Raw genomic sequence first — 25,871 nt, 5'->3', positions numbered from 1 at the left:
CATCAATGCGTTCATTTCATCGCCTTAACGCCACGCGTCTGTGTGCCAGTGCCGCGCCGCTCGCCCTTCTGCTGGGCCTGAGCAGCCCTGCCTTCGCGCAGGACGCGCCGGCCAGCGCCACGCCGGCCGACCAGGCGGCCGAAGGTGAATCGGCGGACATCGTCGTCACCGGCTCGCTGTTCCGCCGCACCGATACCGAAACGCCGTCGCCGGTCACCGTGCTGACCGCGGACAGCCTGGCCAAGGCGGGCATCACCACGGCCGCCGAAGCGATTCGCTCGGTCTCGGCCGATAGCGGCGGCTCGATCGGCGTCGGCTTTCAGAGCGGCTTCTCGGCCGGCGGCGTCGCCGTCTCGCTGCGCGGCCTCGGCGTCTCGTCGACCCTGGTTCTGGTCGATGGTCTGCGTTCGACCAACTTCCCGATCAACGACGATGGGCATAACGCCTATGTCGATCTCAATTCGATTCCGTTCAGCCTGATCGACCGTATCGAAGTGTTGAAGGACGGTGCGTCCTCCACTTACGGTGCCGATGCGATCGGCGGCGTGGTCAACCTGATCATGAAGAAGCAGTTTGTCGGCGTCGCCGGCACGGTCGAGGCCGGCGCCAGTGAGAAGGGCGACGCGGGTCACCAACGCGCCAACCTGACGGTCGGTTATGGCGATTATGCGGAAAAGGGCTTCAACGTCTATCTGAACGGCGAATTCCAGCAGGACGGTCGCGTCACCGCGCACAGCCGCGGCTTCCCGTACAATAACCGCGATCTGACTTCGATCGGCGGCGCGGACAATAACGGTGCCGACAACTCGCTGACCACCGCGACGCCGAACGCGGTCGTCGTGCGCACGACCCAGACCAATCTGAACAATCCGCTGAGCGGTGGCACGGCGGTGCTGACAACCCAGTACCAGTCGCTCAACCTCAACTGCGCGGCCGGCACCTACACGCAGGTCAGCGCGGCGGTGAACGGCGTGGGCTGCAAGCACAATATCGAAGACGAATATTTCCAGCTTGCTCCGCTGCAGCGCAAATATTCGGTCAACGGTCGCATCAGCCTCCGTCTGGCCGACAATGTCGAAGCCTATGTCACTGGCAGCTATTCGAACAGCTATGTCAGCATTCTCAACGCCCCGCGCGCCCTGCGCAACACCCAGCCTTATGGCGGCGCACCGTCGCTGGCGTCGAGCAACCCCGGCATCGTCCTGCCGGTCTATATCTGCACCTCTGGCGTCAATTGCGCGACGCCGGGCACGCCCGGGCGCGCGCTCAACCCGAACAATCCCTATGCGGCTGCCTTTGCCGCCGATCCTGCCAATGGCGCAGCGCGCATCTACTATCTGTTCGGCGACATCAAAGCCGGCAGCGACCGCACCAACGAAGTCTATCGCTTCGCCGCGGGCCTGAACGGCAGCTTCGGCGACGACTGGACCTGGAAGATCGACGGCGTCTATGCCCGCGACAATCTCGAGATCGTCCAGCACGGCTATCTGAACATCGCCGCCACGCTCAACGCGATCAACACCGGCAGCTATAATTTCGTCAATCCGTCGCTGAACTCGCAGGCGGTGCGCGATGCCATCGCACCGGACAAGATCACGCCGTCGCATTCGGAAATGTATTCGGTCGACGCCGCGATCACCAAGCGGCTGATCGAGCTGCCCGGTGGCCCGCTCATGGTGGCCATCGGTGGCCAGGTGCGCCGCGAATCGCTGGAGAACAACAACCAGAATGCCGCGCTCGATACCTATAGCCTGACGACCTCGTCGGCGTTCGGCCAGCACACGGTCTCGGCCGGCTATTTCGAAATCGCGGCACCGGTGCTCGATATCCTCGAGATCAACGGTTCGGGTCGCTACGACCATTATTCGGAAGGTTTTGGCCGCTTCTCGCCCAAGATCGGCTTCAAGTTCACCCCGATCAAGCAGCTGGCGGTCCGTGGTACCTATTCGCAAGGCTTCCGCGCGCCGACCTTCGCTGAATCCGGACCGCGCTCGCAATATGCCGGCTTCGTCACCACCACGCCGTCGTGCCTCTTCATTCTGGCGCACAACGGCACCGGCAACACCACGACCTGCTCGGCCAATGGCAATCCGTACAACCTGGCCTATTCGGTGGGCCGCGGCTTCGTCGGCAACCCGAACCTGAAGCCGGAAACGTCGCGCAGCTTCACCGCCGGCGCGATCTTCGAGCCGGTGCCGTGGCTCAGCATGACGGTCGACTATTATAACGTGAAGAAGTCGAACCTGATCGCCAACGGTCCGGATGCGGGTAAGGCCATCACTGCCTATTATTCGCAGTCGACACTGGCAGCCGCCACGGCGGCCGTTGCGGCGGTAGGCCCGGGCTATTCGGTCAACACGATCGACGGTGTCGATCCGGCGGCGCCCAACGCACTGCCGCGGTTGCTGATCATCAACGCGCCGTTCGTCAACGTGAACTACGATCTGACCTCGGGTCTCGACTTCTCGGCGACCGCTCGTATCCCGCTCGGCGACGGCATCCGCTTCACCAGCCGCGCCGAGGCGACTTATGTCATTCAGTATGACCGCCACACCGCGTCGGGTGTGCAGAAGTTTGCCGGTACGCTCGGGCCGTACGATCTGTCCTCGGGCAACGGCACGCCGAGCATTCGCGGCAACTGGCAGAACACGCTGGAAGTCGGGAAGTTCTCGCTGAGCGCAACCGCCTATTATGTCGGCAGGATCAAGGAGGTCGCGACCGACCAGGGCAATCTGTCCACGGCGTGCGCGGCGAACCTGTACAAGACGCCGACTGACGGCACCGGCAACAGCTTCTGCTATGTGAACAGCTTCATCACCGTCGACATGAACGCGACGGTCCGCGTGAACGACCAGTTCAGCTTCTTCGCGAATGTCGGAAACGTGCTCGGTGCCCGCGCACCGATCGCGCCGGCGTCCTATGCGAGCTCGCCGAACTTCCTGACCACCTGGCACTATGCCGGTCTGATCGGGCGCACGTTCAAGGCAGGCGCAAGCTTCAAGTTCTGATCGTACCACCGTCGAAAAACTGGGGCGGCTCCGCAAGGAGCCGCCCATTTTTCATCACCTAGAGTAGCTTGCATTACATCAGAGCCACCACCACCCGTTCGTCCTGAGTAGCCATCGAGTAGCCGCGCAGCGGCGTATCGAGAGGGCGTATCGAAGGACAGGTTCCGCGTGACAACCTGTCCTTCGATACGGGCTCTCGATACGCCTTCGGCACCTCGATCCCTACTCAGGACGAACGGATCAGATTTAACGCTCGCCGCTCTAGTCGAGCTTGGTCTCGAGCGTCGTCCAGGTGTTGAGCTGCGTCCCCAGGCCTTTGCGCGCTTCGTTGGCCTGGCCGACCAGCGCGCCGATCGGCGCGGCCGCGCCACCGGTGGCGAGGGTGAAGCCGATCGCCGCCACCAGAACGAACAGGCTGACGCCGAGCGCGATGCCCGACGCCGTCGTCCTGGGTGCTCGCCACTCTGACCTCGGCCTGGCTCAGATTGCCGCCCCAGCCCGTTCATGAGCTCAGGGCTTCGCCAGTTTTCGATCAAGAAAGTCGTTGATGAGCGGTGCCATCTCGTCGAGCTTGTCCTCGAGCGCGAAATGACCTGAGTCGAGGAGGTGGAATTCGGCATCCGGCAAATCGCGGCGATAAGGATAGGCGCCTTCCGCGGGGAAGATCGTGTCGTTCTTGCCCCAGACGATGAGCGTCGGCGGACGGCGCGTCCGGAAGAAGTTCTGGAATTGGGGATAGAGCGGAACATTGGTGCGATAGTCGTAGAGCATGTCGAGCTGGATCTCCCTGTTCCCCGGCCGATCCAGCAGCGCCTGGTCCTGCACCCAATTATCAGGCGCGATCCGCGCGACATCGCTCATGCCGTCGGTGTACTGGAACTTGGTGATGTCGAGGGTCACGAGGCGACCCAGGGCGTCGCGGTGCTGCGTTGATCCGTCGGCCCAATAGGCCTTGATCGGATCCCAGAAGGCGCGAAGCCCCTCCTCATAGGCATTGCCGTTCTGGACAATGAGCGCGCTGACCCGTTCGGGATGCTTGAGCGCGAGGCGATAGCCGACGGGTGCGCCGTAATCCATCACGTACATCGCGTATTTCCGCGCGCCGAGCTGCCCGAGCAGCGAGTCCATCATGTCGGCATAATGGGCAAAGCTGTAGGTGAAATGCGCGCGATCCGGCGCATCGCTCTGGCCGTAACCCGGATAGTCCGGCGCAATGACGCGATACCGGTCGGCGAGCAGAGGGATCAGGTTGCGGAACATGTGCGACGAGGTCGGGAAGCCGTGCAGCAGCAGCACGACCGGTGCGTCCGCCGGCCCGGCCTCGCGATAAAAGACCTTCACGCCGTCGATCGTCGCATATCGATGGAAGATCGGGACCGGGGCGCGGGGCTCAACCGCCGCGGGGGCGCCGGAGGCAGCGAATGCCTGGGGCGCGGACGCCGTGCCGGCGATGGCAAGCAACAGGGGCAAGGTCAGTCGGTTGATCTTGGGGATTTTTACATTGCTCATGACGTCCTCCATCGCTTCGCCGTGTTGGGTGAGCGGCGGATCGACTTCTACAGTCCTGAAAAATCGATGGGCGTTAGCACTGGTGAATTCCGGTAATTTATCCTTGCGGCAGCGGCCGCCCGGGCCGGCGCGCCCTGCCCTGGGACAGCCGCGATCGAAGGATTGCGTCAGGGGCGGGTATCATCGCCCGCGACCAGCATGCCGGATGTCTCGATCCGTCATGCGCAGGTCGAACGCGGTGCCGGAGCGGCACCTGCGCGCCGTCATCCGGATTCCGGCTGCGCGCGCCAGCTCGGCAATGATCGCCGTCCCGGCCCGCGGCGTCACGCTCGTCGGCTGCATGCCGATGCCGTCATCGCGCACGGCACAGTGGATTTCGCCGTCGTGGCTCGCCAGGTCGACATGGATCAAACCGCCCGGGCCCTGAAAGGCGTGCCGCGCCGCGTTCGTCAGGAGTTCGGCGACGATCATCAGCAATGGCCAGCCGCGCGCGGCATCGATGCGGATCTCGGCCGAGCGACAATGCACGAACGCGGCCTGTCCGGCGAACCGCGCCTGAGCCTGATAACGACAAAGCGCGCAGAGCTTGTCGGCAAGATCCATCACGTCCTCGCGCGGTGGCTGGAGGAGGCGCTGGATCGCCGCCAGGGCATGCAGCCGCTCGATCGCCGTCGTCAGCTGGTCCCGGACTCGGTCGAGCGTCGTTCCGCCTGCGGCGATACGCACCTCGGCGCAGGCAACGGTGAAGTCATTCGCCGAGCGGTGGATGAATTCCGCCAGAAGCAACGTGCTTGCGAGCTCTACGTCGCTCGGGTCCGTTGCATGACGGGACCAACTGGTGTCCGGTTGCATATCGGCCTTCCCCTGAAGGGCATCGGCGCAGTGCGCCGTCTTGCGCTGCGGCCGCTCGGGGCCCGCAACAGGACTTATCGGACAAGCCAGGCGACTGCCCGTAAATTGAGGTTAAGCTGCGCGGGGCCGAGCGCTGGGGCAGGGGCGGGCGACCGTCAACTTCCTTGCGTGCCGTCCCGAATACCCAGCGCGTCCGCCATCCTCACCAGCTTGGGGACCGAGTCCGCCCCCATCTTGCGCATCACATGGCCGCGATGGAGTTTGACCGTCGCTTCGGTGAGATCCACCTCGGCTGCGACCTGCTTGTTGAGCCTTCCGGTCGCGACGAGCGCCATGATCTGGCGCTCCCGCTCGGTAAGCGTCGCATATCTCGACTGCAGCTCCAGGCGTTCGCGCGCCTCGCTGCGGTGCAGCCTGTCCTGCGCGATGCCGCGATTGACTGCCTCGAGCAGGTCCTGCTCGTGAACGGGCTTGGTCAGCACATCGACCGCGCCGGCCTTCATTGCCCGCACCGCCATGGGAACGTCGACATGGGCGCTGATCAGCACGGTCGGCCAGGACGCGTCGCCCTTTGCCATCGCTTCCTGGAATTCGAGGCCGCTTTGGCCGGGCAAGCGGATGTCGAGGACGATACAGCATGGTCCGCCGGGCGCCTCGTCGCTTTGAAACGCCTGAACTGAACCATAGGTCGCAGTGAGGAGCCCGACAGACTCGAACAGACCGCGCAATGCCTCGCGCACGCTTGCGTCGTCGTCGATCACGACGACGATCGGCTCTTCATCGTCACCGCGCTCGACCGTCACTGGCTTCTCCCCGGCGCCATGGGCACGGTGAAGCTGAAAGCACTGCCCCGCGGCGCATTGTTCGACGCAGAGATCGAACCGCCATGCGCTTCGATGATCGACCGGCAAATCGACAGGCCCATCCCGATTCCGTCAGGCTTGGTGCTGAAAAAGGCCTCGAAGATCTGGTCCACTAGCTCGGCCTTGAGGCCCAAGCCCGTATCCGTGACGCTGATCCTGGCGAACCCATCGCCATCGGCCGCAGTGCATATCGTCAGACGCCGTCGCGCGCCGTCGGTTTCCGCCATCGCCTCCACGCCGTTCATCACCAGATTCAGCACGACCTGCTGCAACTGGGTGCGATCGCCCAGCACGATCAGCGGCTTTCGCGCGGCATCGAAGCTCGCGGTGACGCCGCGGCGCCGGAACTCGCCGTTCAACACCAGCAACACGTCGCGGATCGCCTCCTGTACGTCCATCGGCTCCATGCGGACGGGCGCCTTGCGCGCCAGCGCCCGAATACTCGCGATGATCTCCCCGGCGCGATGTCCGTCCCGGATCACGCGTTCGGCTGCCTGCCGCGCCTGGACGGGGTCGAATTGCGTCTCATCGAGCCACCGGAGGCACGTCCCGGCGTTGGTGACGATCGCCATCAACGGCTGGTTGACTTCATGCGCGATCGAGACCGCCAGTTCACCCAGGGTCGTCATGCGTGCGACGCGCGCGAGTTCGCTCTGACTCTGTCGCAACTCCTCCTCGGCGCGCTTGCGATCCTCAATTTCGATGAGCGCGCCGTACCATTTGGCCACATCGCCATTGTCGTCGAGCAGGGGAGCCTGTCGCAAGTTGAACCATCGATATTCGCCATCCGCACGGCGAATGCGTCCATCGACTTCCTCGCCGCGCTTTGCCGCTCGCACCCGGTCCCAGCTGCACCGCATCGTTTCCAGGTCATCGGGGTGGAAGATGCGATAAAAGCCTTCTTCCATGATGTCCTCGAACCGAAGACCGCAGAAGTCGAGCAGGTTCTTGTTCCAGAAATCGACCTTTCCATCGGCGTTGGCTGACCAGGCCATGGCGGGTATCGTATCGATGATCAGTTTCAGCCGCTGCTCGCTCGCCTTGAGCGCATCCTCCGCACGCTGCAGATCTTCGAAGTCGATATTGGCGCCGACCCATCGAACCACGCCGTTCGCGTCCGTTATCTTCTGCCCGGCGAAGTAGAACCAGCGATATTCTCCATCGAACCGTCGGATTCGCCCTTTCAGGCTCATCCGGTCTTTCGTGGCGAGGCAATCCTTCCAGGTCTCCACCATGTCGGCCACGTCGTCCGGATGGTAGAAATTGAGGAAGCCCCATTCCAGAATCGTCTCGGCGTCGACGCCGGCATATTCCGCCCATCGCTGGTTGACGAAATCTGCGCCCCCGTCCGGGCGGGCGACCCAGGCGAGAACCGGGAGTGAATCGATGATGAGACGGAGATTCTGCTCGCTCGCCGCAAGAGCGGACTTGGTGTCCTTCAAGGCATTTTCGGCGCGCTTGCGATCCTCGATATCGAGGACCACCCCATACCATTTGATGACGTTTCCCTTCGTGTCCAACAACGGCTTCTGCCGCAGCGTGCACCACCGATAGTCGCCGTCGGCACGCCTGATTCTGCCATCTACCTCGCGACTGCGCTTCGACGCCATGATCTCCTGCCAGGCGGATAGAAGATGAGGCGTGTCGTCGGGGTGGAAGATGCGGTAGAAATTGAGCCCGCCGATCTCCTCGAACGGCCCTCCGATAAAATCCAGGAAATGCTGATTGCCGAAGTCGAGCATTCCGTCCGGCGTCGCCGACCAGGCCATGGCCGGGATGGTATTGATGATGAGGTTCAGCCGCCACTCGCTTTCCGCCAGCGCCTCTCCTGTCGGCTTTTCCGGGCGCATGTCGGTGGGGGGCGCGCGGTCGCTGAGCTCGCGTACCTCGCGGATGGCGAGGCTTGCCTCGCTTGCCGCGATCCGCAACTTCAGCAATTCGTCGGGCCGGGGAAACCCGTCCCGTCGCGACACCGCGATGAGCTGCCCCATGCTGGAGATGGCGCCGAGCGGAAGCGACACGGCGAACAGTTGATCGCCCCCGATCGAGAGCATGGCCGACGACGATTGCGGATCGCTCTTGAGCCAGGTTTGCACGGCGGCGAGCATGGGCTCGAGCCCATTGGCATCGGCGGCGCGCCGGAAGATGTGCGGGGTTTCGCTGAAGCGAAGGCCGACGAAATCCAGCCCGAGCATGTCGAGCAGCGTTTCCAGAACGTGCTCGGCGATGAAGGTAGGGTCGACGCCTTTCCACGCCGCCGGCAGCCGGCTCAACCGGTCGATATCGTCGCGGCATTGCTGCAACTCTCTTGCCTCGCCTGGCGCGACAGACCTCGTGTGTCCGCTCACTACAGCTCCCGCCCAACATCATTCACCGCGGGCCGTGGGGGCGTTCACGGCAACCGAAATCCGACGTTCACCCTAGCGCACGCGAAAGGCCGCTACCACTCGACTAACGTCGATCGCGACACGACCATGCGCTAGGCATTCAAGAAATAATGGGGGTTCCCGCCCCTTTTGTGGGCGCGATGCCGCACCTTGGTTGATAGGGCGGCGGCGCTTCACGCTTGTGTGATCCGGCCTAGACCAAAGTCGAGCGAAGCAGGACTCACATCCAATGATCGACGACCAAGTTGAATTTGAGGGCTCGTTACGAGCGAGCTACGATCCGATCGACAGCAGCGGAGACATGATCGCATTTCCAGCAATTCGTTTGAACGCGGCTGTTGTTCAGGCGAGCCAAAACAGGGGTGGATCACATGAGCGAAGCAAGGATTTTCTATTTTGGACCGTTCCTGCTCGCGCCCGAGCGCCAATTGCTCACGCGCGGCGACGCCCGGGTGCAGATCGGTGGACGTGCCCTCGATCTGTTGACCGCGCTCGTGGAGCGGCCAGGAGAACTCCTGTCCAAGAAAGATCTCATGGTCCGGGTCTGGCCCACGACGACGGTCGATGAAAGCAACCTCAAGGTCAACATCGCCGCGCTGCGGCGCGCGCTGGGCGACGATGTGGGCGCCGTCAAATATATCGCGACCATGCCGGGGCGAGGGTATCGCTTCATTGCTCCGGTCGAAACGCGGGCGGCTTTTGGCCAACCCCGGGAAGCGCCCGCGGGCGAAGGGAGCCTACAACCGCCCGAGAGGGAGAGTGTCGGCTGGACCGAGCATGATGGCGACCTATGCGTTCCGACAGATGCCTCGATGCTTGATGTTTCGGATCAATGGACAGGCATGCGAGTGGCCAATGTCCCCTCGATCCAACAACCCAGGGCTGGCCTGTCGCCGCTGCACGACCTGTTTGAGCGTGCCGGATACGGGATTGTCATCGATGGGGAGATGACGCTCTGGTTCGATGAAACCGTGGTGTTGCTCAAGCCCGGCAGCGTGGTGACACGACGCGGCTCCAATCATCCGATCGAGACCCTTTCGGCCGGGCCCTGTCGCATGCTCTGTGTCCTGGTCCCCCGCGACCGCGACGTCTCCATTGTTTCGGAGCTGTGCAGCGATATTTAATCAAGTAGTTGATTAATAAAATAATTGCCAAAGGCGCATCATTTAGAATGTCAGTGAACTGCATGACATTCTGAGCAACCCGCCTCGATTCAAACTATCCGTCGCTGCCGCTATTTCCGGCACCGTGATTTATGAACCCGACTTCGCCGATCAGGCCCACCATGAGCCGTTGAGAGCGACCGACGAAGAGTGGCCAGCCGAGCCGCGCCTTACGCCGCGATGTCGTAGGGCTTGATCTCGCCATTGAGATACAGATTGCGCGCCTTGGCGCGGCTGAGCTTGCCCGAGCTGGTGCGGGGCAGGGTGCGCGGCGGGATCAGCTCGATCACGCAGTTCATGCCGGTCACCGACCGGACGCGCTCGCGGATTTCCTCGCGCAGCCGCACGCGCTCGGCATCGTCGGAGCTGCGGCACTGCACCAGCACGGCGGGGGTCTCTTCACCGCCCGGCGTGGTGATGGCGAAGGCGGCGATGTCGCCGGCCTTGAAACCGGGCAGCTGCTCGACTGCCCATTCGATGTCCTGCGGCCAGTGATTGCGGCCGTTGATGATGATCATGTCCTTCGCCCGGCCGACGATATAGACATAGCCATCCGACATGTACCCCATGTCGCCGGTGTCGAGCCAGCCACCGACCATGCAGGCGTCGGTCGAGGCCTGGTCGCGGAAGTATCCGACCATCACCGACGGGCCCGAGCACCAGACCTTGCCGATCGCGCGCTCGGGAAGCGGCGTGCCGTCTTCTTCGCGGATCTCTACCTTCATGTCGCGCACCGGCTTGCCGCAATTGACGATCGCACGGTAGCGCTGCGGCCGGTCCTGCCCCGCGGCGACGCCGGAGAGCTGGGTTTCCTCGACCAGCTCGACCCGAATGCCCTGGCCCGGCGGCATGATCGACACGGCCAGGGTCGCTTCGGCGAGGCCATAGCTCGGCAGGAAGGCGGAGGCCTTGAAGCCGGCATCGGCGAACGCGTCGACGAAGCTCTGCATCACGTCCGGGCGGATCATGTCCGCGCCGTTACCCGCGACGCGCCAGCGCGACAGGTCGAAGCGGTCGCTCGCCTTGGTCTGGCTCGACATGCGGCGCGCGCAGATGTCGTAGCCGAAGGTCGGCGAATAGGAGAGGGTGGTGCCCTTGTTGCGGCTGATCATGTCGAGCCAGGCGAGCGGGCGCCGCGCGAAATCCTCGGTCTTGATGTAATCGGTCGAAACCTGGTTCGCGACCGGCGACAGGAAGCAGCCGACCAGGCCCATGTCGTGATACCAGGGCAGCCACGAGACGCAGCGGTCGCTCGGCTGCAATTCCATGCCGTGGCCGTGCGCCGCGAGATTGTTGAGCAGTGCGTGGTGGGTGATCGCCACGCCGTGCGGAAAGCGGGTCGATCCGCTGGAATATTGCAGATAGGCGATATCGTCGCCCTTGGCCGAGGGCAAAGCGACGTCGGGTACGGGACGCGCGACCAGCTCCGACCAGTCGACGCCCTCGAGCCTGGCGAGGCGGGCCGCTTCGCCGGCCATCTGGGCCAGTTCGGGCGGGTAGATCAGCATGGTCGGATCGCAGCTCGAAAGCTGAACGCGGAGCTGCTCGATATAGGAATCGCGGCCGCCGAACGAGGTTGGCAGCGGCAGCGGCACCGGCCATGCGCCGGCATAGACCACGCCGAAGAACAGCGCGGCGAAATCCGGACTGGTCTCGGCGACCAGTGCGATACGGTCCTCCGGCTTGACGCCGGCCGCGATCAGCCGGCGCGCCATCGCCAGCGCATCCTCGCGCAGCTCGGAGAACGGATAGGGCCGGACGAGACCACCACGGGCATCGTGGAAGTTGAGGCCGCGAACGCCGCTAGCCGCGAAATCGAGCGCTTCCCCAAGCGTTTCGAAATCCGCGAAGCGCCGCGCGAGCGAATCTTCGGTGGGCGTCGAGGTCACCGTGGCGCGCTCCGCCAACAGCTCTTCCGATCCCGGAACGTCACTAACCATTATTCCTTGCGCCCTTGAATGCGGCCTTTCCCCAAAAGCCGCTCCACTATGAAAGCCTGCATCTCTGCCGCTTCCAAGCGTTCAAAATCCGTTCCGAGTGTGGCACAATGATGGCGTGATGCCGCAAGCCCGCCCCAGCCGAGAGCGCCGCCCGCCGCCGCCGCTCGATGCGGGGGCGCTGGAAAGGCTGGCCTTGCGCTATGTCGAACGCTTCGCGACGACCCGGGGACGCCTGACATCCTATCTGATGCGCAAGATCCGCGAACGGGGCTGGGAGGGCGAGCGCGGCGACCCGGCGGCCCTTGCCGAGAAGCTCGCCCAGCTGGGCTATATCGATGACCGGGCGTTCGGCGAGGCGCGCGCCAGCGCGATGGCGCGGCGCGGGCTGGGCAAGCGCCGCGTGGGCGGTGTGCTGCGCCAGGCCGGGATCGGTGAGGAGGATGCCGAGGCGTTGGCCCCGGCGATCGAGGCGCGACGTGTCGAGGCAGCGCTGACCTTTGCCCGCAAGCGGCGGATCGGCCCGTTCGCTGTGGTTGCGCCGGATCGGCCGCAGCGCGAGAAGCAGATCGCAGCGATGATCCGCGGCGGTCACGACTTCGCGCTGGCGCGCCGGATCGTCTCGATGGCGCCCGGTGAGGATATCGATCAATTCGAGTGAATTCGGTTGAATTGTCGTTTTTGTCCTAGCGATGATCCGTGCTAATATAGGATCCGGGGGATTAGTTGGTCATGCGTAACGATCCGCAACCGGCGTTCGGGGGCCGGGCCTGGGATGAGTCGATCGACGAGGCGTCGCCCGTCGCGTTTTCGGCTGCGCCGCTGGTCTCGGGCACGCTCAAATGGTTCGACGTCACCCGGGGCTTCGGCTTTATCGTCGCCGACGATCCTTCGATCGGGGATGTCCTGATCCACTTTTCCGTCCTTCAGCCGCACGGTCGCCGCAGCTTGCCCGAGGGCGCGCGCGTCGATTGCCATGCGGTACGGCGCGAGCGCGGCTTCCAGGCGAGCGAGATCATCTCGATCGACCTGACCAACGCGATCGAGCCGCCGGTCAGGCTCAGGCAGGGCGAGGACCGGATCGATCCCGCGGCGCTGGTCGAGGATGCGGGGCCGTTCGAGGCAGTAACGGTCAAGTGGTTCAATCGCCTGAAAGGCTATGGATTCCTCGTGCGCGATGCGGATTCAGCCGATATATTCGTCCATATGGAAACGCTGCGGCGTGCCGGCATCGCCGAAGTCGAGCCCGATCGGCGCCTTCGGGCGCGCATCGTCGAGGGCCGCAAGGGCCCGCTCGCGGTAGTGGTCGAAGAGGAAGGCTGAGTCTGTCATGATGCTGAAGAATTTCGCGGCGGCGTTTGCGCTGGCCGCGCTGACGCTTACCGCCTGTTCCAGCGATGGCGCGACGGCCGCCTCCGGCGCCGCGGAAACGCCCGCGACGACGATCGCGCTGACCATCGCCAGCGCCAACGGCACGCACGACTTCACCGTCGAGACGGCGAAGACCGAGCAGGAACAGCAGCACGGCCTGATGTTCCGCACCGGCATCGCGCCCAACGCCGGCATGCTGTTCGCACCCTATCCGCCCAATGGCGGCGGGCCGAAGGAAGCGAGCTTCTGGATGAAGAACACGCCGAGTCCGCTCGACATCATCTTCATCCGCGCCGACGGCACGATTGCGACGATCGCCGAGAACACCGTCCCCTTTTCGGAGACTCCGATCCCTTCGGGCGAGCCGGTCGCGGCGGTGCTGGAGATCAACGGCGGTCGCTCGGCGGAGCTTGGCATCGCCGAGGGTGACAAGGTGACCTGGACCGGTCACGGCAAGTGATGAGGCGGACCTGCGAGAGGGCAGTTGCCCGCGTGGCGAGCAACGGGTAAGCGGCGGCGCATGGGCATCAACCTCAATCCATTCACCTGGTGGAACGGCGCCTCCTGGGGCACCATGATCGGCCTGCGCGGCAAGACGCAGGTCGGCGAGGACCATCTCGGCAATGTTTATTATCAGGGCGGTACCGACCCCAACGGCATCCCGCGCCGATGGGTGATCTATGCCGGCGCCAATGATGCGAGCCGCGTCTCGCCCGAATGGTTCGGCTGGCTGCACCACCAGGTCGACGACCTGCCCGATCGTGCGCTGCCCGCGCCGCGCATGTGGGAGAAGCCCGCGGTGCCGAACATGACCGGCACCGCGCTCGCCTATCGCCCGCCCGGGGCGCTGGAAAAGGGCGGTCATCGCGCCGCCGCCACCGGCGATTACGAAGCCTGGACTCCGGAGTGATGCGTCGACTGCTGGGCGGCGCGGCGATCCTTGCGCTGCTCGCGACCGGCGCGTGCGACCGGAAAGCCGCCACGTCCGGCTCCAAGGCGACGACGAAGACGGCGCTCGACGAGGATCAGCCGCCGTCCGGCGTGGTGACGGTCGATGTGCCGGCCGGCGCGGATCCGTCGTTCGGCGCCACGCCGATGGCGCAGCGCGTCGCGGTGATCGGGCTGCTCAACAAGCGCAATGGCGTCGCGCGCGACGTGACGCTAAAGCCGGGCCAGGCGGTGCGGGTGGGGGATGTGATCATCCGGCTGCGTGCCTGCGAGCAGACCGCGCCCTGGGAGCAGGACCATTATACCGGGGCGTTTGTCCAGCTCGACGTGCAGCAGCTCGACCGGACCTGGAAGCGGGCATTCTCGGGCTGGCTGTACAAGGAGCGCCCGGCGCTGAACGTCGTCCAGCACCCGATCTACGATGTCTGGACCAAGAGCTGCGCGATGACCTTCCCTGCCGGCGGCCCCGAGTCGGTGCCGGTCGGCAGCGACGAGGGCACGCCGCGGTCGAGCGCGAAGAAGTCGCCCGCCGAGGCAGCGCCCGCCGCCGAGGCGCCGGTGCCGACCACCCCGTCGACCGCCGCGGACAGCAACCCGACATAGGTGCTGCGCGGAATCTCGACCGCCCCCAGCGAGGCGAGATGATCCGTCATGAACTGGCAGTCGAGCAGGGTGAAACCGCCGATACGCAGCCGCGCGACCAGCCAGGCGATCGCCACCTTCGACGCGTCGCGCGCGCGGCTGACCATGGATTCCCCGAAGAACGCCCGGCCCAGCGCGATGCCGTAGAGCCCGCCGACCAACTGGTCGCCGTCCCACACTTCGACCGAATGGGCGAAACCCAGGCGATGCAGCTCGATCGAGGCCTGTTCGATCTGCGGGTTGATCCAGGTGTCGGGGCGATCGGCAGCCGATTCGGCGCAGAGCGCGATCACGCGTTCGAAGGCAGCATCGCCAGTCACGCGAAAGCGGTCCGAGGCGATGGTCTTGCGCAGCGAATGCGAGAGATGAAAGCCATCGAGTGGCAGGATCGCGCGGAATTTTGGCTCGACCCAATAGACCCCGTCGGCGTCGCGGGCATCGGCCATGGGGAAAACGCCGATCGCATAGGCGCCGAGCACCAGCTGCGGATCGAGCGGCGTGAACGCAGCCGCCGGATCGGGCGGCCCGGCCTTCACTGTACCAGCCGCCGTTCGATCGCCTGCCAGAGCTGGGCAAAGGCCTGGCCGCCCGGCGACTTCGCGGCATAGGCGCCGACCGGCGCGCGGCGGACTGCCATCGACTCGACGATGCTGGCCATGGGCACGACCGGCCAGTCGGGGTTGCGCGCCAGCGCCGCGGCATGGAGCTTGCGGCGGCGGTCGACCATCGAATGGACGGGCATGATTTGTGCCTTGCTGCCGAGATGCTTGACCACCTCGGCATAAGCCCGCTCGGAGAGGGGCGAGGGGATGACGGGCACCACGATCAGGTCGGCGGCGCGCATCACCTGGTCGCTCGTCTCGGTGAGGCCGGGGGGACAATCGAGCAGGATGCGGTCATAGGATTTGCGGAGGCCCGTGAGCAGTTTTTGCAGGCGCTTCTTCTTGTCGAGCTCGTGGAAGAGCAGGTCGAGCCCGCGCAGCGACGAGTCGGCGCTGATCAGGTCTAACCGATCGATGCCGGTGGGTTGAATCAACCTGGACGGCTCGACGTCCTTCGAGAAGATCGACTGGGCCTGATCCCTGGTCTTGCCGCCCGACGAGAGCAGGAAGCTGCTCGCGGCTTGCGGGTCGAGATCCCATAACAGGGTGCGGCGGGCCGAAAGGGTCGCGGCGCACCAGGCGAGGTTGACCGCCAGCGTGGTCTTTCCGACGCCGCCCTTGAGGCTGTAGATCGCGATGGTCGCCATAGCGGCATCGTGCCCGACCCGCTGGAACCGCGCAACCGTTCGGCACATGAAAAAGGCCGGCGGATCGCTCCGCCGGCCTGTTGGAAGTCGATGAACCCGTGCCTTACTGGTGGCAGGTGGTCGAGCCCTTGCCCGGTGCGGTCAGGCTGATGCTCTTGGGCGTGCCGGTGAGCGAATAGCCCTCCGCCTTGAGCGGATCGCCGGCCTTTTCGGCCTTCAGCGTCGTCGCCGGGCCGTCCTTGGCCAGCTTGACCACCGCCATCTTGTCGCCTTCGAAGAAGGTGACGTAGACGAGGCTGTTGTCCTTGCAGCGCATGGTCGCTTCCGCCTTCATCGCGGGCGGCAGTTCGACCGGCGCGCGATTGGCGATTTCGGCCGCCTGCGGATCCGGCGCGGTCAAGGTAACCGTCTCCGGCTTGTCGTTGTTACAGGCCGAAAGCGCGAGAAGCGCGACGGCGGCGAGGGGGATGAAGCGGCTCGTCATGTCGGAGGCTGCTTTGCTCACAGAATGGGGTGCGTCAATAGCTTATTAGTGCATCGTATAGGATTCTCCGGCCCATTCCGGGCAGTCACAAAATCGTAATATCAAAAAGCATTGGCAAGTGTCGGACTATTCGTGGAACTCGCTCAATTCCGGGATTCTTCCAAAGGCGATCTTGGTGCCGACCCGGTCCAATCTGCCGCCATGAAGCGGCCCGACACTGACCGCGTTCCGGCCGAATCGCTGGTTGATTCGGTCCATCGCGCGGCTGAGCGAGAGCGTGCGAGTCTCGCGTGCCAGCGGGTCGTCCGGATCGAGCAGGGCGAACAGCGAAGCCTGCTCCCCCGCGACCGGCTCGATCTCGGCGAGGGTGACGCCGACCATGCGGATCTGGAAGTCGCCCGGACGGGCGCGGCCGACCGCGACCAGCCGCGGGTAGAGTGCCTCGAGCCCGGCCAGCACCGCGAAACTGTCCTGCGTGGCGGGCAGCTTGATGCTGGCGCGCCAGGTCGACTTGTCATCCTCGAACCGGGCGTGGAGCACGAGCAGGCGGCTGCGACAGGATTTGCGCCGCAGCCGGCTCGCCGCCTTGAGCGCGAGGCGGCGCGCGGTGAGACGGACCGGCTCGACGCCGCGCTTGCCGGGCGAGAGGACATGGCTGTGGCCGATCGAGCGGCTCTGCGTCGCTTTCTCGGGCAGGTCGACGCCGTGGAGCAGGTACCAGAGGCGGTCGCCATTGGTGCCGCCCCAGGCCGTGCCGGCATCGCGCGGGCGGCGTTCGCACAGCTGGCGGATGTCGTTGATGCCATCCTGCGCGAGGCGCCGCTCCATCTTCGCGCCAATGCCGGCGATGTCGCGCAGCGGCAGATCGAACAGGCGCTGGGGAAGCTGGTCTGCGGTCAGCACGACCAGGCCGTCGGGCTTCATCATGTCCGAGGCGAGCTTGGCGAGCAGGCGGTTGGGCGCGATGCCGACCGAGCTGGTCATGCACTCGCCGATATTGGCGCGGATGCCGGCCTTGATGCGGTGCGCCAGCGCGATCGCGGCCTCGGGGCTGTTCTCATTGTCGAGCAGGCGGCAGGCGACCTCGTCGATCGAGCAGACGCGGGTGACGGGGACGTGTTTCCAGATCTCCTCAATGATGGCGTCGTGGAACTCGACATATTTCTCGTGCCGGGCGGGCGTGATGATGAGGTCGCGGCAGAGGCGTTTCGCTTCCCAGACGGGCGTGCCGGTGGAGATGCCGTAGCGCTTCGCCTCGACCGAGGCGGCGATGGCGACGGTGGTGTCGCTGTCGACCGGCGCGACGAGGACGGGACGGCCGCGCAGTTCAGGCTGGAGCTGCTGCTCCACGCTCGCGAAATAACTGTTCAGGTCGAGGAACAGCCAGCGCAGCGGGCGTGGGGGCAGGAGGGGCGAGTCGTCCGGCACGATGGGAACATAGCATGAACGGCGGGATTTGTTGAATCGGATTCGGGACTTCCTTTTACCTTCCCCGGCGGAGGCCGGGGCCCAGTAGGGGAAGGGTTCGTGACTAGCGCGCCGACCGTTTCCAAGCGTCTCCCAACTGGGCCCCGGCCTTCGCCGGGGAAGCAAGAAGGGGGAGGGGGTTGTGGTTAGGCCAGGTACTTCCGCAGCGCGTTCCATGCGGGTTGTTTCGCCGCTGCGCCGACGGTGTGGAGGGGGCTGCTGGAGGGGAGGGCGACCAGTGCGAGGCCGGGCGCCGCGCCGAGCTGCTTCGACCCGTGGCGGAAGGAAGTTGCGCCGTTGAAGCCGATCGCGCGGAGATCGGGCAGGGTGGCAACCAGCCCGGCGAGATCGTTGCCGACGAGATCGCGGATCGCGGCGTCGCTGCTGCCGTCGCGGCTGGCGCTGGCGACGACATCCCACAGGCCGACATGGGCGGCGAGCAGGGCGGCGAGGCGGTCTTCATAAGCGAGCGCGGTCAGATCGCGATCGATGACGCCGGACATGAGCCGCCAGAACTGGTTCTGCGGATGCGCGTAATAACGCTGTACGGCGAGCGAGCGATCACCGGGGAGGCTGCCGAGCACGAGCAGGCGGACCTGCGGGTTCACGACCGGGGGGAAGGAGCGTTTCGCGACCATTTGCGTGCTTTACCGGTCGCGAGGCGCTTGTCGAAGCGCTGCGTGGGAAGGGGTTGGACGATGAAAAGAGCGGTGTGGGCTATGTCTGCGGCCGGAATAGAGGAGGGTGGGGGACGGTTGAATCAATCATGCGCCTTTCGCCGGCGGGTGTTGGAGCGGCGGGATAATAGTCGCGAAGAATTCGCGGCATGCTTTGCGCGGGTCTGCGGAAAATCTCGAACTATTCGATGATTTTTGCCAGCCGACGTCGACCCCGAATTTTTTTTGTGTTTCTTCGGGCCTGCAAGAAAATCGGCGAGGATCGGAATCTGCCTTGGCACGGGGACTGTCTGGACGTGGCGAAAGGCGATTCAGCGTACTGAAGGGGTATTCGCCTTTTACTTCCAGAATTATGAGAATGGGTCGTAGTTTCTTCACGCTTTCTCGCCCGTTGAATCGAGTAGTTCGGTGCCCGAACGAGGTGGCGTGCGGGCGGTTCCGGGAGATTTGAGCACAGGGGCGCGGCGGGTTGAATCGGGGATGGTCGGGGGTGGATCCACTATCGGCGTCCGTCCGGGCTGGCCTGATTTGGTTCACGCGAAGACGCGGAGGCGCGAAGGGAGATTGGGCAGGGCGCGGACGGGATCGAGCGGTCGCTTTCGCGGAAGGCCGGCGGCAGGGCGATCGCTCTATGCTCTGCGTCTTCTGCTTCGCGTCTTCGCGGCTTCGCGTGAAACCTCTTCCGCGCCGCAAGGAGCGAAGCCCGACCGAGTGCCATCGAGCCTCTCGAAGACGCTTGCGACAGGCTAGGTCTCCAGTCGACTGGAACGGGTGCCAGGGGCGGCGGCGCGGGCCTCAGTCCCCGTTTACGCTTTCGGCAGGCAAGGGGCCTTTGCCTTGCTGAAGCGGATGCAGTCCCACTCCGTGTCGTCCCGGCCGATCGCATTGTGCGTGTAGCGTACCGCGAGGGTCGCGTTTTGCGGGTCGGTGAGGGGCTCAGCCCGCGCGGCGGCGGCGGGGTCCGTCCAGCCATAGATGGTGCAGGCCTGCCGGCCCTCGCACTGCTTGCGAAGGGCGGCCTCGGTCTTCCGGACATCGGCGTTCGGGGCGATCGTGACGGCGAAGACGTCCGTGCCGATCGGCCTGAACTGGGTGCCCGTCGCGCCGTCGGCCTTGCCGCCACCGCCGCCGCAGCCCGACAGGAGCAGGGCGGCGGCGAGCGCGGCCGCGCGCGTTGCCGATGGTCGCACGGGCATCAGCGCGCGCCGAGATAGTCCAGCTTGCCGATCGGCACGCCCTTGTGGCGCAGCAGGGCGTAGGCGGTCGTGATGTGGAAATAGAAGTTCGGCAGGGCGAAATTGGTCACATAGGAACGGCCGGTGAAGTCGATCGAGCCGCCGGGCGTGGTGAGGGTGACGGTGGTCTCCTCCTTGCCGTCGATCGCCTCGCGCGGGACGGCCTGGAGGAAGGCGACCGTCTTCGCGATGCGCGCCTGCAGGTCGGCGAAGCTGGTTTCCTCATCGGCCATGGGAAGGTTCTCGACCCCGCCGAGGCGGACCGCGGCGAGCTTCGCCGTGTCGCTGGCGCGCTGAATCTGGCCGGTGAGCGGCGCCATATCCTCGATCAGCCGCGCGGTGAGCAGCGCTGCGGGATCCAGCCCCTTCTCGGCGGCGAAGGCCTCCCCCTTGGCGAGGAAGGTGGACATTGCGTGGAAGCCCCGGAGGAAGATCGGGACGGTGAGATCGTAGAGCTGAGTCGTCATGGCGCGCGGTGTAGCGGGGTGGGGGCGGGGCGTCGATGGGGTGGGAGGGTGCCGTGACGGAATAAACCACGCTCCTAAAGTCCTGGTGTTGAGGCATGTTGTCGGTAACAGCCAAGCAGGGCGCTCCTTTACCTGCTAGTAGCCGATCGCTTTTTGTTGAGCGCGCCCGCAGCCTCGTAGCAATAGGCGACGCATTGGTCGCGCACTGCCCGGTCCAGCCAGCAGTCCGCCGCTCGGAGTGTCTGGCCTAAGTGTAACATTCTACCTGCTGCGCGAGCGGCCTGGGCGGGTGTGCTATACGTTGCCGCGGCCGAAGCAACTTCTCGGACCGGTTCCAAAAGCGGGTCGAGCTTCGCGCTCGGTAGCTTAGTCAATTCAACGATATGCGTTACAAGCTCATCGAACCGGCCGGCCTTCATCAAGTAATTTTTTAGCAGGAATGTCGAATTAGTGAAATGATTCTCAAACATATACGCTTGTTTTGTGTTGTCTGACGCAGTCAAATGGTAGCCTCGGGCGTGAAGTTTAATAGATTCGAGAAGTCGATTAACAGATTTCTCAGGATCAGAGTAGAATCCATTCTTGGCTAAATTGTAAAGTGTCGTTGCACGCCGAGACATAAACTCTAGTCTAATGGCGTCGTCATATTCTCGGGAATTGTCGACTAGTTTATATATTAAGCCGGTGTAGTGGTCGGCGCCATCCAATTTTTGCTCAGCTACGAACCACTCGCGCACATATTGGACATCCGGCCCATGGCGCATCGCGAAGCTGTTTTGGAAGTAATCTCTGGCGTCGGCGATATTGGGTGGTCTAAGATGCAGGGCCGCGTAGCCGCAGGCAGCCATGAAGCGAGGGTCCTCGCGAATTAACGCATTGTCCTTAGACTGCATAAGAGCTTGCCACGCAGTCTGGACAGATAATTGATCATCATCATCGCGCATTGATCCCACCAATAGCCTCTCAACACGATGAAGGAGCCGGCTCAATTCCGGAGAATCTGCATATATATTTGTTACAAATTTTGAAACTCGAGCTTTTAGCGCAGAATAATTGTCAAGTTCTCGGGCGGCGTCGAGAACGAAGGCTCGGGTAAGTTCATTGAGTCTGTAAAGTGATCGATCGCCCTCCCGCTCTACTTGAACGAACATCTCTTGGACTTCGGCCATCGCGTCCGGGACAATGGCGGCATTGTCATACATGAGCGCGACAATATCTTCATACACGATTTTTGCTTTGTATAGGGCGAGCAGCGCGAGAAGTTCTCGGCCCCGAGAGGCCGGCTTGATCGAGTCCCATTCCCGGCGGAACACGTAGCCTCGAACATCGTCGCCACCGCCGCTTTTGAAAAGTTCGATGGCTCTCTCATAGGAATCAACGCGCCGCCGAAGCGCAATTACGGCTTCAATGACCAGAGGACGGCGTTCGGAGACGGAACTTAAGTCATCATCTCTGCATTTTGAGTTCGGCGATTCAACGCCAAATTGATTGCTGGCAAGATTAACGAACTCAATATACTCGCTATCATTTAGTCCTGGAACGTCAATTGAATTAGAGAGTGCCTGGGATGGCGCATTTCTGAGCGTGTACAATAATCTAGAACGTTTCGCTGACTTATAGAGCGCGCCAATTAGAAATTCAAAGCCTGCTTCTAGGCCCTTAGTGGTTAAGGTATCAATATCGTCAATAACAATAAAAGCTGAAACTCGCTTGAAAAGTGCCGAAACTTCTTGCTTAAGTTGAACAATAGATAAATCGTCAAGAGAGTCGTATGCCGATCCCCCTTCCGTCAATATCGCCTCGTACAAGGATCTCTCGTCCTTGAAGTCGTTATAGGCAACGCCTTTCTGCAGTTGGGTGCCTGGATCAAGTTCCCGTTCCTTGCCTGTCAGGTACATTACTTTCTCAAGGGGGTCGGCGCCTTCGATCAAGAAGCCGGCGCCAGATTCGCGGAGTGTCTTTGCGACTTGGAACGCGATCGTAGATTTCCCTGACCCGCCCTTGCCGTGTAGAAAATTTCTAGGCTGGTCGGACGTTTTCAGCCATTCGAATATGCGATCGATCGTAGCCATTCGCCCGACAAACTGCCTGATGGTTGCCGGACTCGGTGGCAACGTGCCGTCGATTTCATCGACGTGCTCCTCGTTGCCCCGAATTCCTCGGCAGTACAGTTGAGCTATGTGTTTTGGGCCAGCAGTCTCGACTTCATGCCCTTGGCGTACCCATATAGTACCTGATAGATAATGTTTGCTTTCGGCCCTGAATCTCAGGGGAAGCTCATTGCTCTCGAGTGGGAGCACTAGCATGACCGAGAACTTCCCCGGTTTCTGCGTTTCATACCGTCGAAAGTCGATTCTGAGTTCAGAGCCCACCAGTTCTTTAAAAGCTTGCGCAAAACGGTCGAGATCGGGCGTCGCCTGGCTGCTGCTCACCACTCGAGTTTTGTCGGTCACACCGAAAACTATCAATCCACCGTTCGTGTTAGCGAAAGCGCAAATGAGACGGCAAAGCCCATGAAAATAGGAGTCTGAGTATGACTGGGGCCATGTCTCTTTGAAGTCCCAAAGTGGGCCCTCGCGTAGCACAAAAGAGCCATCTGCTTCTGTAAGAAACGGCAGGATGTCAGCGGCGTCATGTGGCAGGATGCCACGTTGTATAACTTCCTCGAGTTGTTTTGCCATGTCGCTGTCAATGCTCCCCTATGACCAGACCTTAACGTCCGTTCAGAAGTAGGCAAGACCGGCCTCATGAAACCTCCATTCCCCATCCCACGGAATGGATGGAAGCGCCGAATGCCGGCGCCAATGCGCCAGCAGATCAGCATGGCATTATACGGAGCGCAAGCTCTTTACCCATTAAGTGCGCCTGTGGGAGTTCCCAATCATTAATTTGGTCTTGCAGTTGCGTAACGACCGCATTCTCGGTCAAATAGCGTTATGGCGGAACGACAGAACAAGGACGTATCTGGCGCGGTGATCACGCTTCTGACAGGGCGCAGTGAACTCGAGCCTTACGTTGCCCGCATTCAAGCTGTCGCGGATCAGGAAAGGCACGCGTTCGGCTTTCTACCTACCACGGCTTATGGTGAATTTGCTTATCAAGGGCGGATGATTGTAGCTATTGATTCTTTCGGCGAGCTTGTGGGCTATACGGTTTTTGGCGGCGCTATGCCCGAAGGGCGCATATTCCAAACATGGGCATCTACGAATTTTCGCGGCTTTGGCGTTGGGCGGAGGCTTCTCGAGGAAGTGATCCGCGTCCTAGAAAAGTCGAGCTACCTTAGCGTGCGTGCCGATGTGGCGAGTGACCTACCGGGCGCTAACGCATTTTATTCTCAATTAGGATTTGAAGTCATCCGAACAAGGGCGGGCGGCAAGTCGCGCGGGCGGACAATCAACGTTCGCGTTCGCGAGCTGTCCACTCCTAGCCTTTTAGATTTGGCCGCCGATCAATCTTCCGGGTTGGGACTACTTGCAGTTGATGTAACTGCAACTGGGCGTGCGCCCCTCTACGTTCTCGATCTCAACGTCATTTTTGACGTTACGAAGCAGCGAGTTAGGAGTGAGGATGCCAGCAGAGTGATGGCGGCTGCCTTTGAAAATGATGTCAGGCTCGCGATCACGGCTGAGCTTGTAAAGGAATTGGAGCGTCATTCAGTTCCGGGTAAAGGCGATCCCGTTCTGGAACTTGCTAAAGCCCTTCCACGCCTGCCGTCGCCGCCGGCAGCAAGCGTTGAAGCACGTAAGGCAGAACTCGCCGTTATAGTTTTTCCGGATCGAGCGCGGGACCGAAAGCTGACGATTCAAGATTCATCAGATCTCATGCATTTAATCACAGCGATTAATGAGTGTGCGGTTGGTTTTATCACCTCGGAAAAGGCGATCTTGAAAGCAGCAACGCTCCTGCGATCAAGATACGGTTTAGATATTATGTCGCCGGAAGCGTTCTCACCCGATCAGGGCGAGGACTACGGTGCGGGGATCAGGGTAACTGCGACAGCTGGCGTCGTGCAGATCGGTACCGGACCTGTGCGGGATGAAGATTACAACTGTGTCGAAGAACTCATGTCTCGCGCTCATGCCTCTATCGCCCAAATCCGGTCGGTGTTGTCGCGCGGTACCGCTACACTTCCGCGGCGTCGCTTTATCGTTCGCGCTAACGGCGAAGCATGTGCCGTAGCTGCCTGGGATTCTCCCAGTATGAACGCGCGTCATCGCGAACTCTCACTCTGGGTTGACGAACGGAGCTCCGTCGCACTGATCGGCGTAGAGCACTTGCTGGGCCGGGTGATGGGCGATCTCGGCACTGCGCTGCCGTCGGTCTTCCGGATGACAGTGCCCGCGAGTCAGCCAACTGTTCGCCAGGCAGCTATCGGCAATGGTTTCTTTCTAGCTGAAGGCGATGGCCCGCGCTCGCGCATAATGACGAAATTTGCTTTGGGGCAGGCGATCACACCTGCCAACTGGAGCAGCTGTTGCGACACGATACGCAAACGATCGAAAATTTCGTTCCCGCCCGCGCCGCCGAAGTTCATCAACTTGGCCCAGCCCTTCGAACTCCGCAACGACATAGGAAAGTCGGCCGCGCCGACCTTGGCGGAGGTTGAGCGACAGCTCTCTCCAGCGCTGATAATTTTGCCTGGGAGGCCGCTGGTGGTGCTTCCGATCACTCAAGCGTATGCGGAAGAACTGTTCGAGGGTTCGGCGCAGCCCATGTTTCTCGCTAAACGGGAAGCGGTTCTGCACACCATTCGCAGCTACATCAGTAGCGCCAACACATATTCCGTCATTCGGGAAGGTGCGCTTGGCGTGTTTTACGAATCCTCCACTGGAGGAGGGCGCAGCGCTGCCATCGGCATAGCACGGATCAGTCGCCGCTATTTGATGGACAAGGCGAGTGCCTCGCAATACGCGTCGAGGAAGGGTGTGCTTGAGACCCGGGTTATTCGGGGCATGGGCGCAGGTATGCAAGTGTGTGTCAGTGAGTTCGACAACCTCATGCTTTTTCGTAAACCGGTTACGCTCGCCGCATTGAGAGCGATCGGTTGCGTAGACGGCGCGAACTTCGTAACGGCGCGCGCGATTTCCCTCGATCATTTGCTAGCAATCATTGAGACCGGCGAACCGAATGAGTGATCGCGACAATGTCCTGATTTCCGTCCAGGGCAGATTTATCGACAATATGTTGGCCGGAACCAAAAAGGTCGAATTGAGACGTCGCGCACCGCGCATCGCGGTGGGTACTCGTATTTGGATTTACGACAAGGCCCCTATAGCGGCGGTCCGGGCGGTGGCCATCCTTGCCGTGGTTGAGACGATGAACCCCGAGTTGCTTTGGCGCCAACACGGCGCAACGCTTGGGCTCTCACATGACGAATATCAAAAATACGTTGCTGGTTGTGAGCAGGCCACCGCTCTCTCGCTTGACCGCGTGACGTCGCTACCTCCAGTTGGTCTCAATCAATTGCGCGCGCTGAAACGCGACTTCCATCCTCCACAGTTCTATCTACGGCTTGAAGCGTCGAGCCCGCTCGTGTCGATGTTTGAGCGGCATTTGAGTTCTGCCATTCCCTGATACTGGCGAACAACGGCATACGCGCAACGCTACCGATT

22 protein-coding genes and 1 pseudogene are annotated in these 25,871 nt (G+C 62.6%); 9 read left to right on the top strand and 14 right to left on the bottom strand.

Annotation, left to right across the window (positions count from 1 at the left end; genetic code table 11):
- The first annotated feature begins 5 nt into the window (after positions 1 to 5).
- A complete protein-coding gene (locus tag ACZ1I5_RS12405) occupies positions 6 to 3,008 on the top strand; it encodes a TonB-dependent receptor plug domain-containing protein (RefSeq protein ID WP_465169557.1) in 3,003 nt (1,000 codons plus the stop codon).
- A gap of 261 nt (positions 3,009 to 3,269) precedes the next feature.
- Here ACZ1I5_RS12405 and ACZ1I5_RS12400 read toward each other — a convergent pair whose 3' ends face one another.
- From ACZ1I5_RS12400 to ACZ1I5_RS12380, 5 genes are all read right to left on the bottom strand, one after another.
- Positions 3,270 to 3,410, bottom strand: a complete 141-nt coding sequence (locus ACZ1I5_RS12400) for a hypothetical protein (RefSeq protein ID WP_465169556.1) — start codon at positions 3,408 to 3,410, stop codon at positions 3,270 to 3,272.
- A gap of 108 nt (positions 3,411 to 3,518) precedes the next feature.
- A complete protein-coding gene (locus ACZ1I5_RS12395; protein WP_465169555.1) occupies positions 3,519 to 4,517 on the bottom strand; it encodes an alpha/beta fold hydrolase in 999 nt (332 codons plus the stop codon).
- A gap of 180 nt (positions 4,518 to 4,697) precedes the next feature.
- Positions 4,698 to 5,369, bottom strand: coding sequence for an ATP-binding protein (locus ACZ1I5_RS12390; RefSeq protein WP_465169554.1), 672 nt, complete (start codon positions 5,367 to 5,369; stop codon positions 4,698 to 4,700).
- Positions 5,370 to 5,524: 155 nt separating this feature from the next.
- On the bottom strand, positions 5,525 to 6,172 hold the full coding sequence (locus ACZ1I5_RS12385; RefSeq protein ID WP_465169553.1) for a response regulator transcription factor: 648 nt from the start codon (positions 6,170 to 6,172) through the stop codon (positions 5,525 to 5,527).
- Positions 6,169 to 8,580, bottom strand: a complete 2,412-nt coding sequence (locus ACZ1I5_RS12380; protein ID WP_465169552.1) for a PAS domain-containing sensor histidine kinase — start codon at positions 8,578 to 8,580, stop codon at positions 6,169 to 6,171. Before ACZ1I5_RS12380 ends, ACZ1I5_RS12385 begins: the two co-directional genes overlap by 4 nt.
- 410 nt (positions 8,581 to 8,990) lie before the next feature.
- Between ACZ1I5_RS12380 and ACZ1I5_RS12375 the strand changes: the two genes are divergently transcribed.
- Complete coding sequence (locus ACZ1I5_RS12375) at positions 8,991 to 9,743, top strand: winged helix-turn-helix domain-containing protein (protein WP_465169551.1); 753 nt, start codon at positions 8,991 to 8,993, stop codon at positions 9,741 to 9,743.
- 209 nt (positions 9,744 to 9,952) lie between these two features.
- On the opposite strand, the gene ACZ1I5_RS12370 is transcribed toward ACZ1I5_RS12375, so the two are convergent.
- Positions 9,953 to 11,722, bottom strand: a complete 1,770-nt coding sequence (locus ACZ1I5_RS12370; RefSeq protein ID WP_465169550.1) for a fatty acyl-AMP ligase — start codon at positions 11,720 to 11,722, stop codon at positions 9,953 to 9,955.
- Between the two features lie 118 nt (positions 11,723 to 11,840).
- On the opposite strand from ACZ1I5_RS12370, the gene ACZ1I5_RS12365 reads away from it, so the two are divergent.
- From ACZ1I5_RS12365 to ACZ1I5_RS12345, 5 genes and pseudogenes are all read left to right on the top strand, one after another.
- On the top strand, positions 11,841 to 12,380 hold the full coding sequence (locus tag ACZ1I5_RS12365) for a regulatory protein RecX (RefSeq protein WP_465169549.1): 540 nt from the start codon (positions 11,841 to 11,843) through the stop codon (positions 12,378 to 12,380).
- Between the two features lie 71 nt (positions 12,381 to 12,451).
- Positions 12,452 to 13,042 carry a cold-shock protein gene (locus ACZ1I5_RS12360; RefSeq protein ID WP_465169548.1) on the top strand — a complete coding sequence of 197 codons (591 nt, stop codon included), beginning with the start codon at positions 12,452 to 12,454 and terminating at the stop codon, positions 13,040 to 13,042.
- Between the two features lie 10 nt (positions 13,043 to 13,052).
- Positions 13,053 to 13,550: a DUF192 domain-containing protein gene (locus tag ACZ1I5_RS12355; protein ID WP_465173959.1), complete on the top strand. Its 498-nt coding sequence runs from the start codon at positions 13,053 to 13,055 to the stop codon at positions 13,548 to 13,550.
- A gap of 60 nt (positions 13,551 to 13,610) precedes the next feature.
- Positions 13,611 to 14,000 carry an NADH:ubiquinone oxidoreductase subunit NDUFA12 gene (locus ACZ1I5_RS12350; protein ID WP_465169547.1) on the top strand — a complete coding sequence of 130 codons (390 nt, stop codon included), beginning with the start codon at positions 13,611 to 13,613 and terminating at the stop codon, positions 13,998 to 14,000.
- Positions 14,000 to 14,419, top strand: a pseudogene (locus ACZ1I5_RS12345) (DUF2155 domain-containing protein); the annotation flags it as partial. The gene ACZ1I5_RS12350 and the pseudogene ACZ1I5_RS12345, both read left to right, overlap by 1 nt.
- Positions 14,420 to 14,454: 35 nt before the next feature.
- Here the strand turns inward: ACZ1I5_RS12345 and aat are convergent.
- The 8 genes from aat to ACZ1I5_RS12305 all read right to left on the bottom strand — a co-directional run bounded on the left by aat (position 14,455) and on the right by ACZ1I5_RS12305 (position 22,940).
- The gene (aat, locus tag ACZ1I5_RS12340; RefSeq protein ID WP_465169546.1) at positions 14,455 to 15,216 is read right to left on the bottom strand and encodes a leucyl/phenylalanyl-tRNA--protein transferase; all 762 of its coding nucleotides are present in this window, start codon (positions 15,214 to 15,216) and stop codon (positions 14,455 to 14,457) included.
- Positions 15,213 to 15,929 carry a ParA family protein gene (locus tag ACZ1I5_RS12335; RefSeq protein ID WP_465169545.1) on the bottom strand — a complete coding sequence of 239 codons (717 nt, stop codon included), beginning with the start codon at positions 15,927 to 15,929 and terminating at the stop codon, positions 15,213 to 15,215. The genes aat and ACZ1I5_RS12335 overlap by 4 nt, the downstream gene beginning before the upstream one ends.
- 103 nt (positions 15,930 to 16,032) lie before the next feature.
- Positions 16,033 to 16,413, bottom strand: a complete 381-nt coding sequence (locus ACZ1I5_RS12330) for a hypothetical protein (protein ID WP_465173958.1) — start codon at positions 16,411 to 16,413, stop codon at positions 16,033 to 16,035.
- Positions 16,414 to 16,539: 126 nt separating this feature from the next.
- Positions 16,540 to 17,841 (bottom strand): Y-family DNA polymerase, encoded by a 1,302-nt coding sequence (locus ACZ1I5_RS12325; RefSeq protein WP_465169544.1) that lies wholly within the window; start codon positions 17,839 to 17,841, stop codon positions 16,540 to 16,542.
- Between the two features lie 185 nt (positions 17,842 to 18,026).
- The gene (locus ACZ1I5_RS12320; RefSeq protein WP_465169543.1) at positions 18,027 to 18,518 is read right to left on the bottom strand and encodes a DNA-deoxyinosine glycosylase; all 492 of its coding nucleotides are present in this window, start codon (positions 18,516 to 18,518) and stop codon (positions 18,027 to 18,029) included.
- An 845-nt stretch (positions 18,519 to 19,363) separates the two neighbouring features.
- Positions 19,364 to 19,753 (bottom strand): hypothetical protein, encoded by a 390-nt coding sequence (locus ACZ1I5_RS12315; RefSeq protein WP_465169542.1) that lies wholly within the window; start codon positions 19,751 to 19,753, stop codon positions 19,364 to 19,366.
- Entirely contained in the window at positions 19,753 to 20,259 is a 507-nt protein-coding gene (locus tag ACZ1I5_RS12310; RefSeq protein ID WP_465169541.1) for a DUF1993 domain-containing protein, read from the bottom strand. Before ACZ1I5_RS12310 ends, ACZ1I5_RS12315 begins: the two co-directional genes overlap by 1 nt.
- A 128-nt stretch (positions 20,260 to 20,387) precedes the next feature.
- The gene (locus ACZ1I5_RS12305; protein WP_465169540.1) at positions 20,388 to 22,940 is read right to left on the bottom strand and encodes an RNA-binding domain-containing protein; all 2,553 of its coding nucleotides are present in this window, start codon (positions 22,938 to 22,940) and stop codon (positions 20,388 to 20,390) included.
- Between the two features lie 255 nt (positions 22,941 to 23,195).
- Between ACZ1I5_RS12305 and ACZ1I5_RS12300 the strand changes: the two genes are divergently transcribed.
- Both ACZ1I5_RS12300 and ACZ1I5_RS12295 read left to right on the top strand, forming a co-directional pair.
- Positions 23,196 to 25,394, top strand: a complete 2,199-nt coding sequence (locus ACZ1I5_RS12300; RefSeq protein ID WP_465169539.1) for a GNAT family N-acetyltransferase — start codon at positions 23,196 to 23,198, stop codon at positions 25,392 to 25,394.
- Entirely contained in the window at positions 25,387 to 25,833 is a 447-nt protein-coding gene (locus ACZ1I5_RS12295; protein WP_465169538.1) for an ASCH domain-containing protein, read from the top strand. The genes ACZ1I5_RS12300 and ACZ1I5_RS12295 overlap by 8 nt, the downstream gene beginning before the upstream one ends.
- The last annotated feature ends 38 nt before the right edge of the window (positions 25,834 to 25,871 follow it).

The organism is Sphingomonas sp. BL-S-30 (genome assembly GCF_055521475.1).
This window is presented reverse-complemented; position numbering and strand designations above follow the sequence as displayed.

What these genes read in the sequence shown, in the direction of transcription:
- ACZ1I5_RS12405 (WP_465169557.1), top strand. Translation starts at nt 6, where the DNA reads ATGCGTTCATTTCATCGCCTTAACGCCACGCGTCTGTGTGCCAGTGCC.
- ACZ1I5_RS12395 (WP_465169555.1), bottom strand. Translation starts at nt 4,517, where the DNA reads ATGAGCAATGTAAAAATCCCCAAGATCAACCGACTGACCTTGCCCCTG.
- ACZ1I5_RS12390 (WP_465169554.1), bottom strand. Translation starts at nt 5,369, where the DNA reads ATGCAACCGGACACCAGTTGGTCCCGTCATGCAACGGACCCGAGCGAC.
- ACZ1I5_RS12375 (WP_465169551.1), top strand. Translation starts at nt 8,991, where the DNA reads ATGAGCGAAGCAAGGATTTTCTATTTTGGACCGTTCCTGCTCGCGCCC.
- ACZ1I5_RS12370 (WP_465169550.1), bottom strand. Translation starts at nt 11,722, where the DNA reads ATGGTTAGTGACGTTCCGGGATCGGAAGAGCTGTTGGCGGAGCGCGCC.
- ACZ1I5_RS12365 (WP_465169549.1), top strand. Translation starts at nt 11,841, where the DNA reads ATGCCGCAAGCCCGCCCCAGCCGAGAGCGCCGCCCGCCGCCGCCGCTC.
- ACZ1I5_RS12360 (WP_465169548.1), top strand. Translation starts at nt 12,452, where the DNA reads ATGCGTAACGATCCGCAACCGGCGTTCGGGGGCCGGGCCTGGGATGAG.
- ACZ1I5_RS12355 (WP_465173959.1), top strand. Translation starts at nt 13,053, where the DNA reads ATGCTGAAGAATTTCGCGGCGGCGTTTGCGCTGGCCGCGCTGACGCTT.
- ACZ1I5_RS12350 (WP_465169547.1), top strand. Translation starts at nt 13,611, where the DNA reads ATGGGCATCAACCTCAATCCATTCACCTGGTGGAACGGCGCCTCCTGG.
- ACZ1I5_RS12335 (WP_465169545.1), bottom strand. Translation starts at nt 15,929, where the DNA reads ATGGCGACCATCGCGATCTACAGCCTCAAGGGCGGCGTCGGAAAGACC.
- ACZ1I5_RS12330 (WP_465173958.1), bottom strand. Translation starts at nt 16,413, where the DNA reads ATGACGAGCCGCTTCATCCCCCTCGCCGCCGTCGCGCTTCTCGCGCTT.
- ACZ1I5_RS12320 (WP_465169543.1), bottom strand. Translation starts at nt 18,518, where the DNA reads ATGGTCGCGAAACGCTCCTTCCCCCCGGTCGTGAACCCGCAGGTCCGC.
- ACZ1I5_RS12315 (WP_465169542.1), bottom strand. Translation starts at nt 19,753, where the DNA reads ATGCCCGTGCGACCATCGGCAACGCGCGCGGCCGCGCTCGCCGCCGCC.
- ACZ1I5_RS12310 (WP_465169541.1), bottom strand. Translation starts at nt 20,259, where the DNA reads ATGACGACTCAGCTCTACGATCTCACCGTCCCGATCTTCCTCCGGGGC.
- ACZ1I5_RS12305 (WP_465169540.1), bottom strand. Translation starts at nt 22,940, where the DNA reads ATGGCAAAACAACTCGAGGAAGTTATACAACGTGGCATCCTGCCACAT.
- ACZ1I5_RS12300 (WP_465169539.1), top strand. Translation starts at nt 23,196, where the DNA reads ATGGCGGAACGACAGAACAAGGACGTATCTGGCGCGGTGATCACGCTT.
- ACZ1I5_RS12295 (WP_465169538.1), top strand. Translation starts at nt 25,387, where the DNA reads ATGAGTGATCGCGACAATGTCCTGATTTCCGTCCAGGGCAGATTTATC.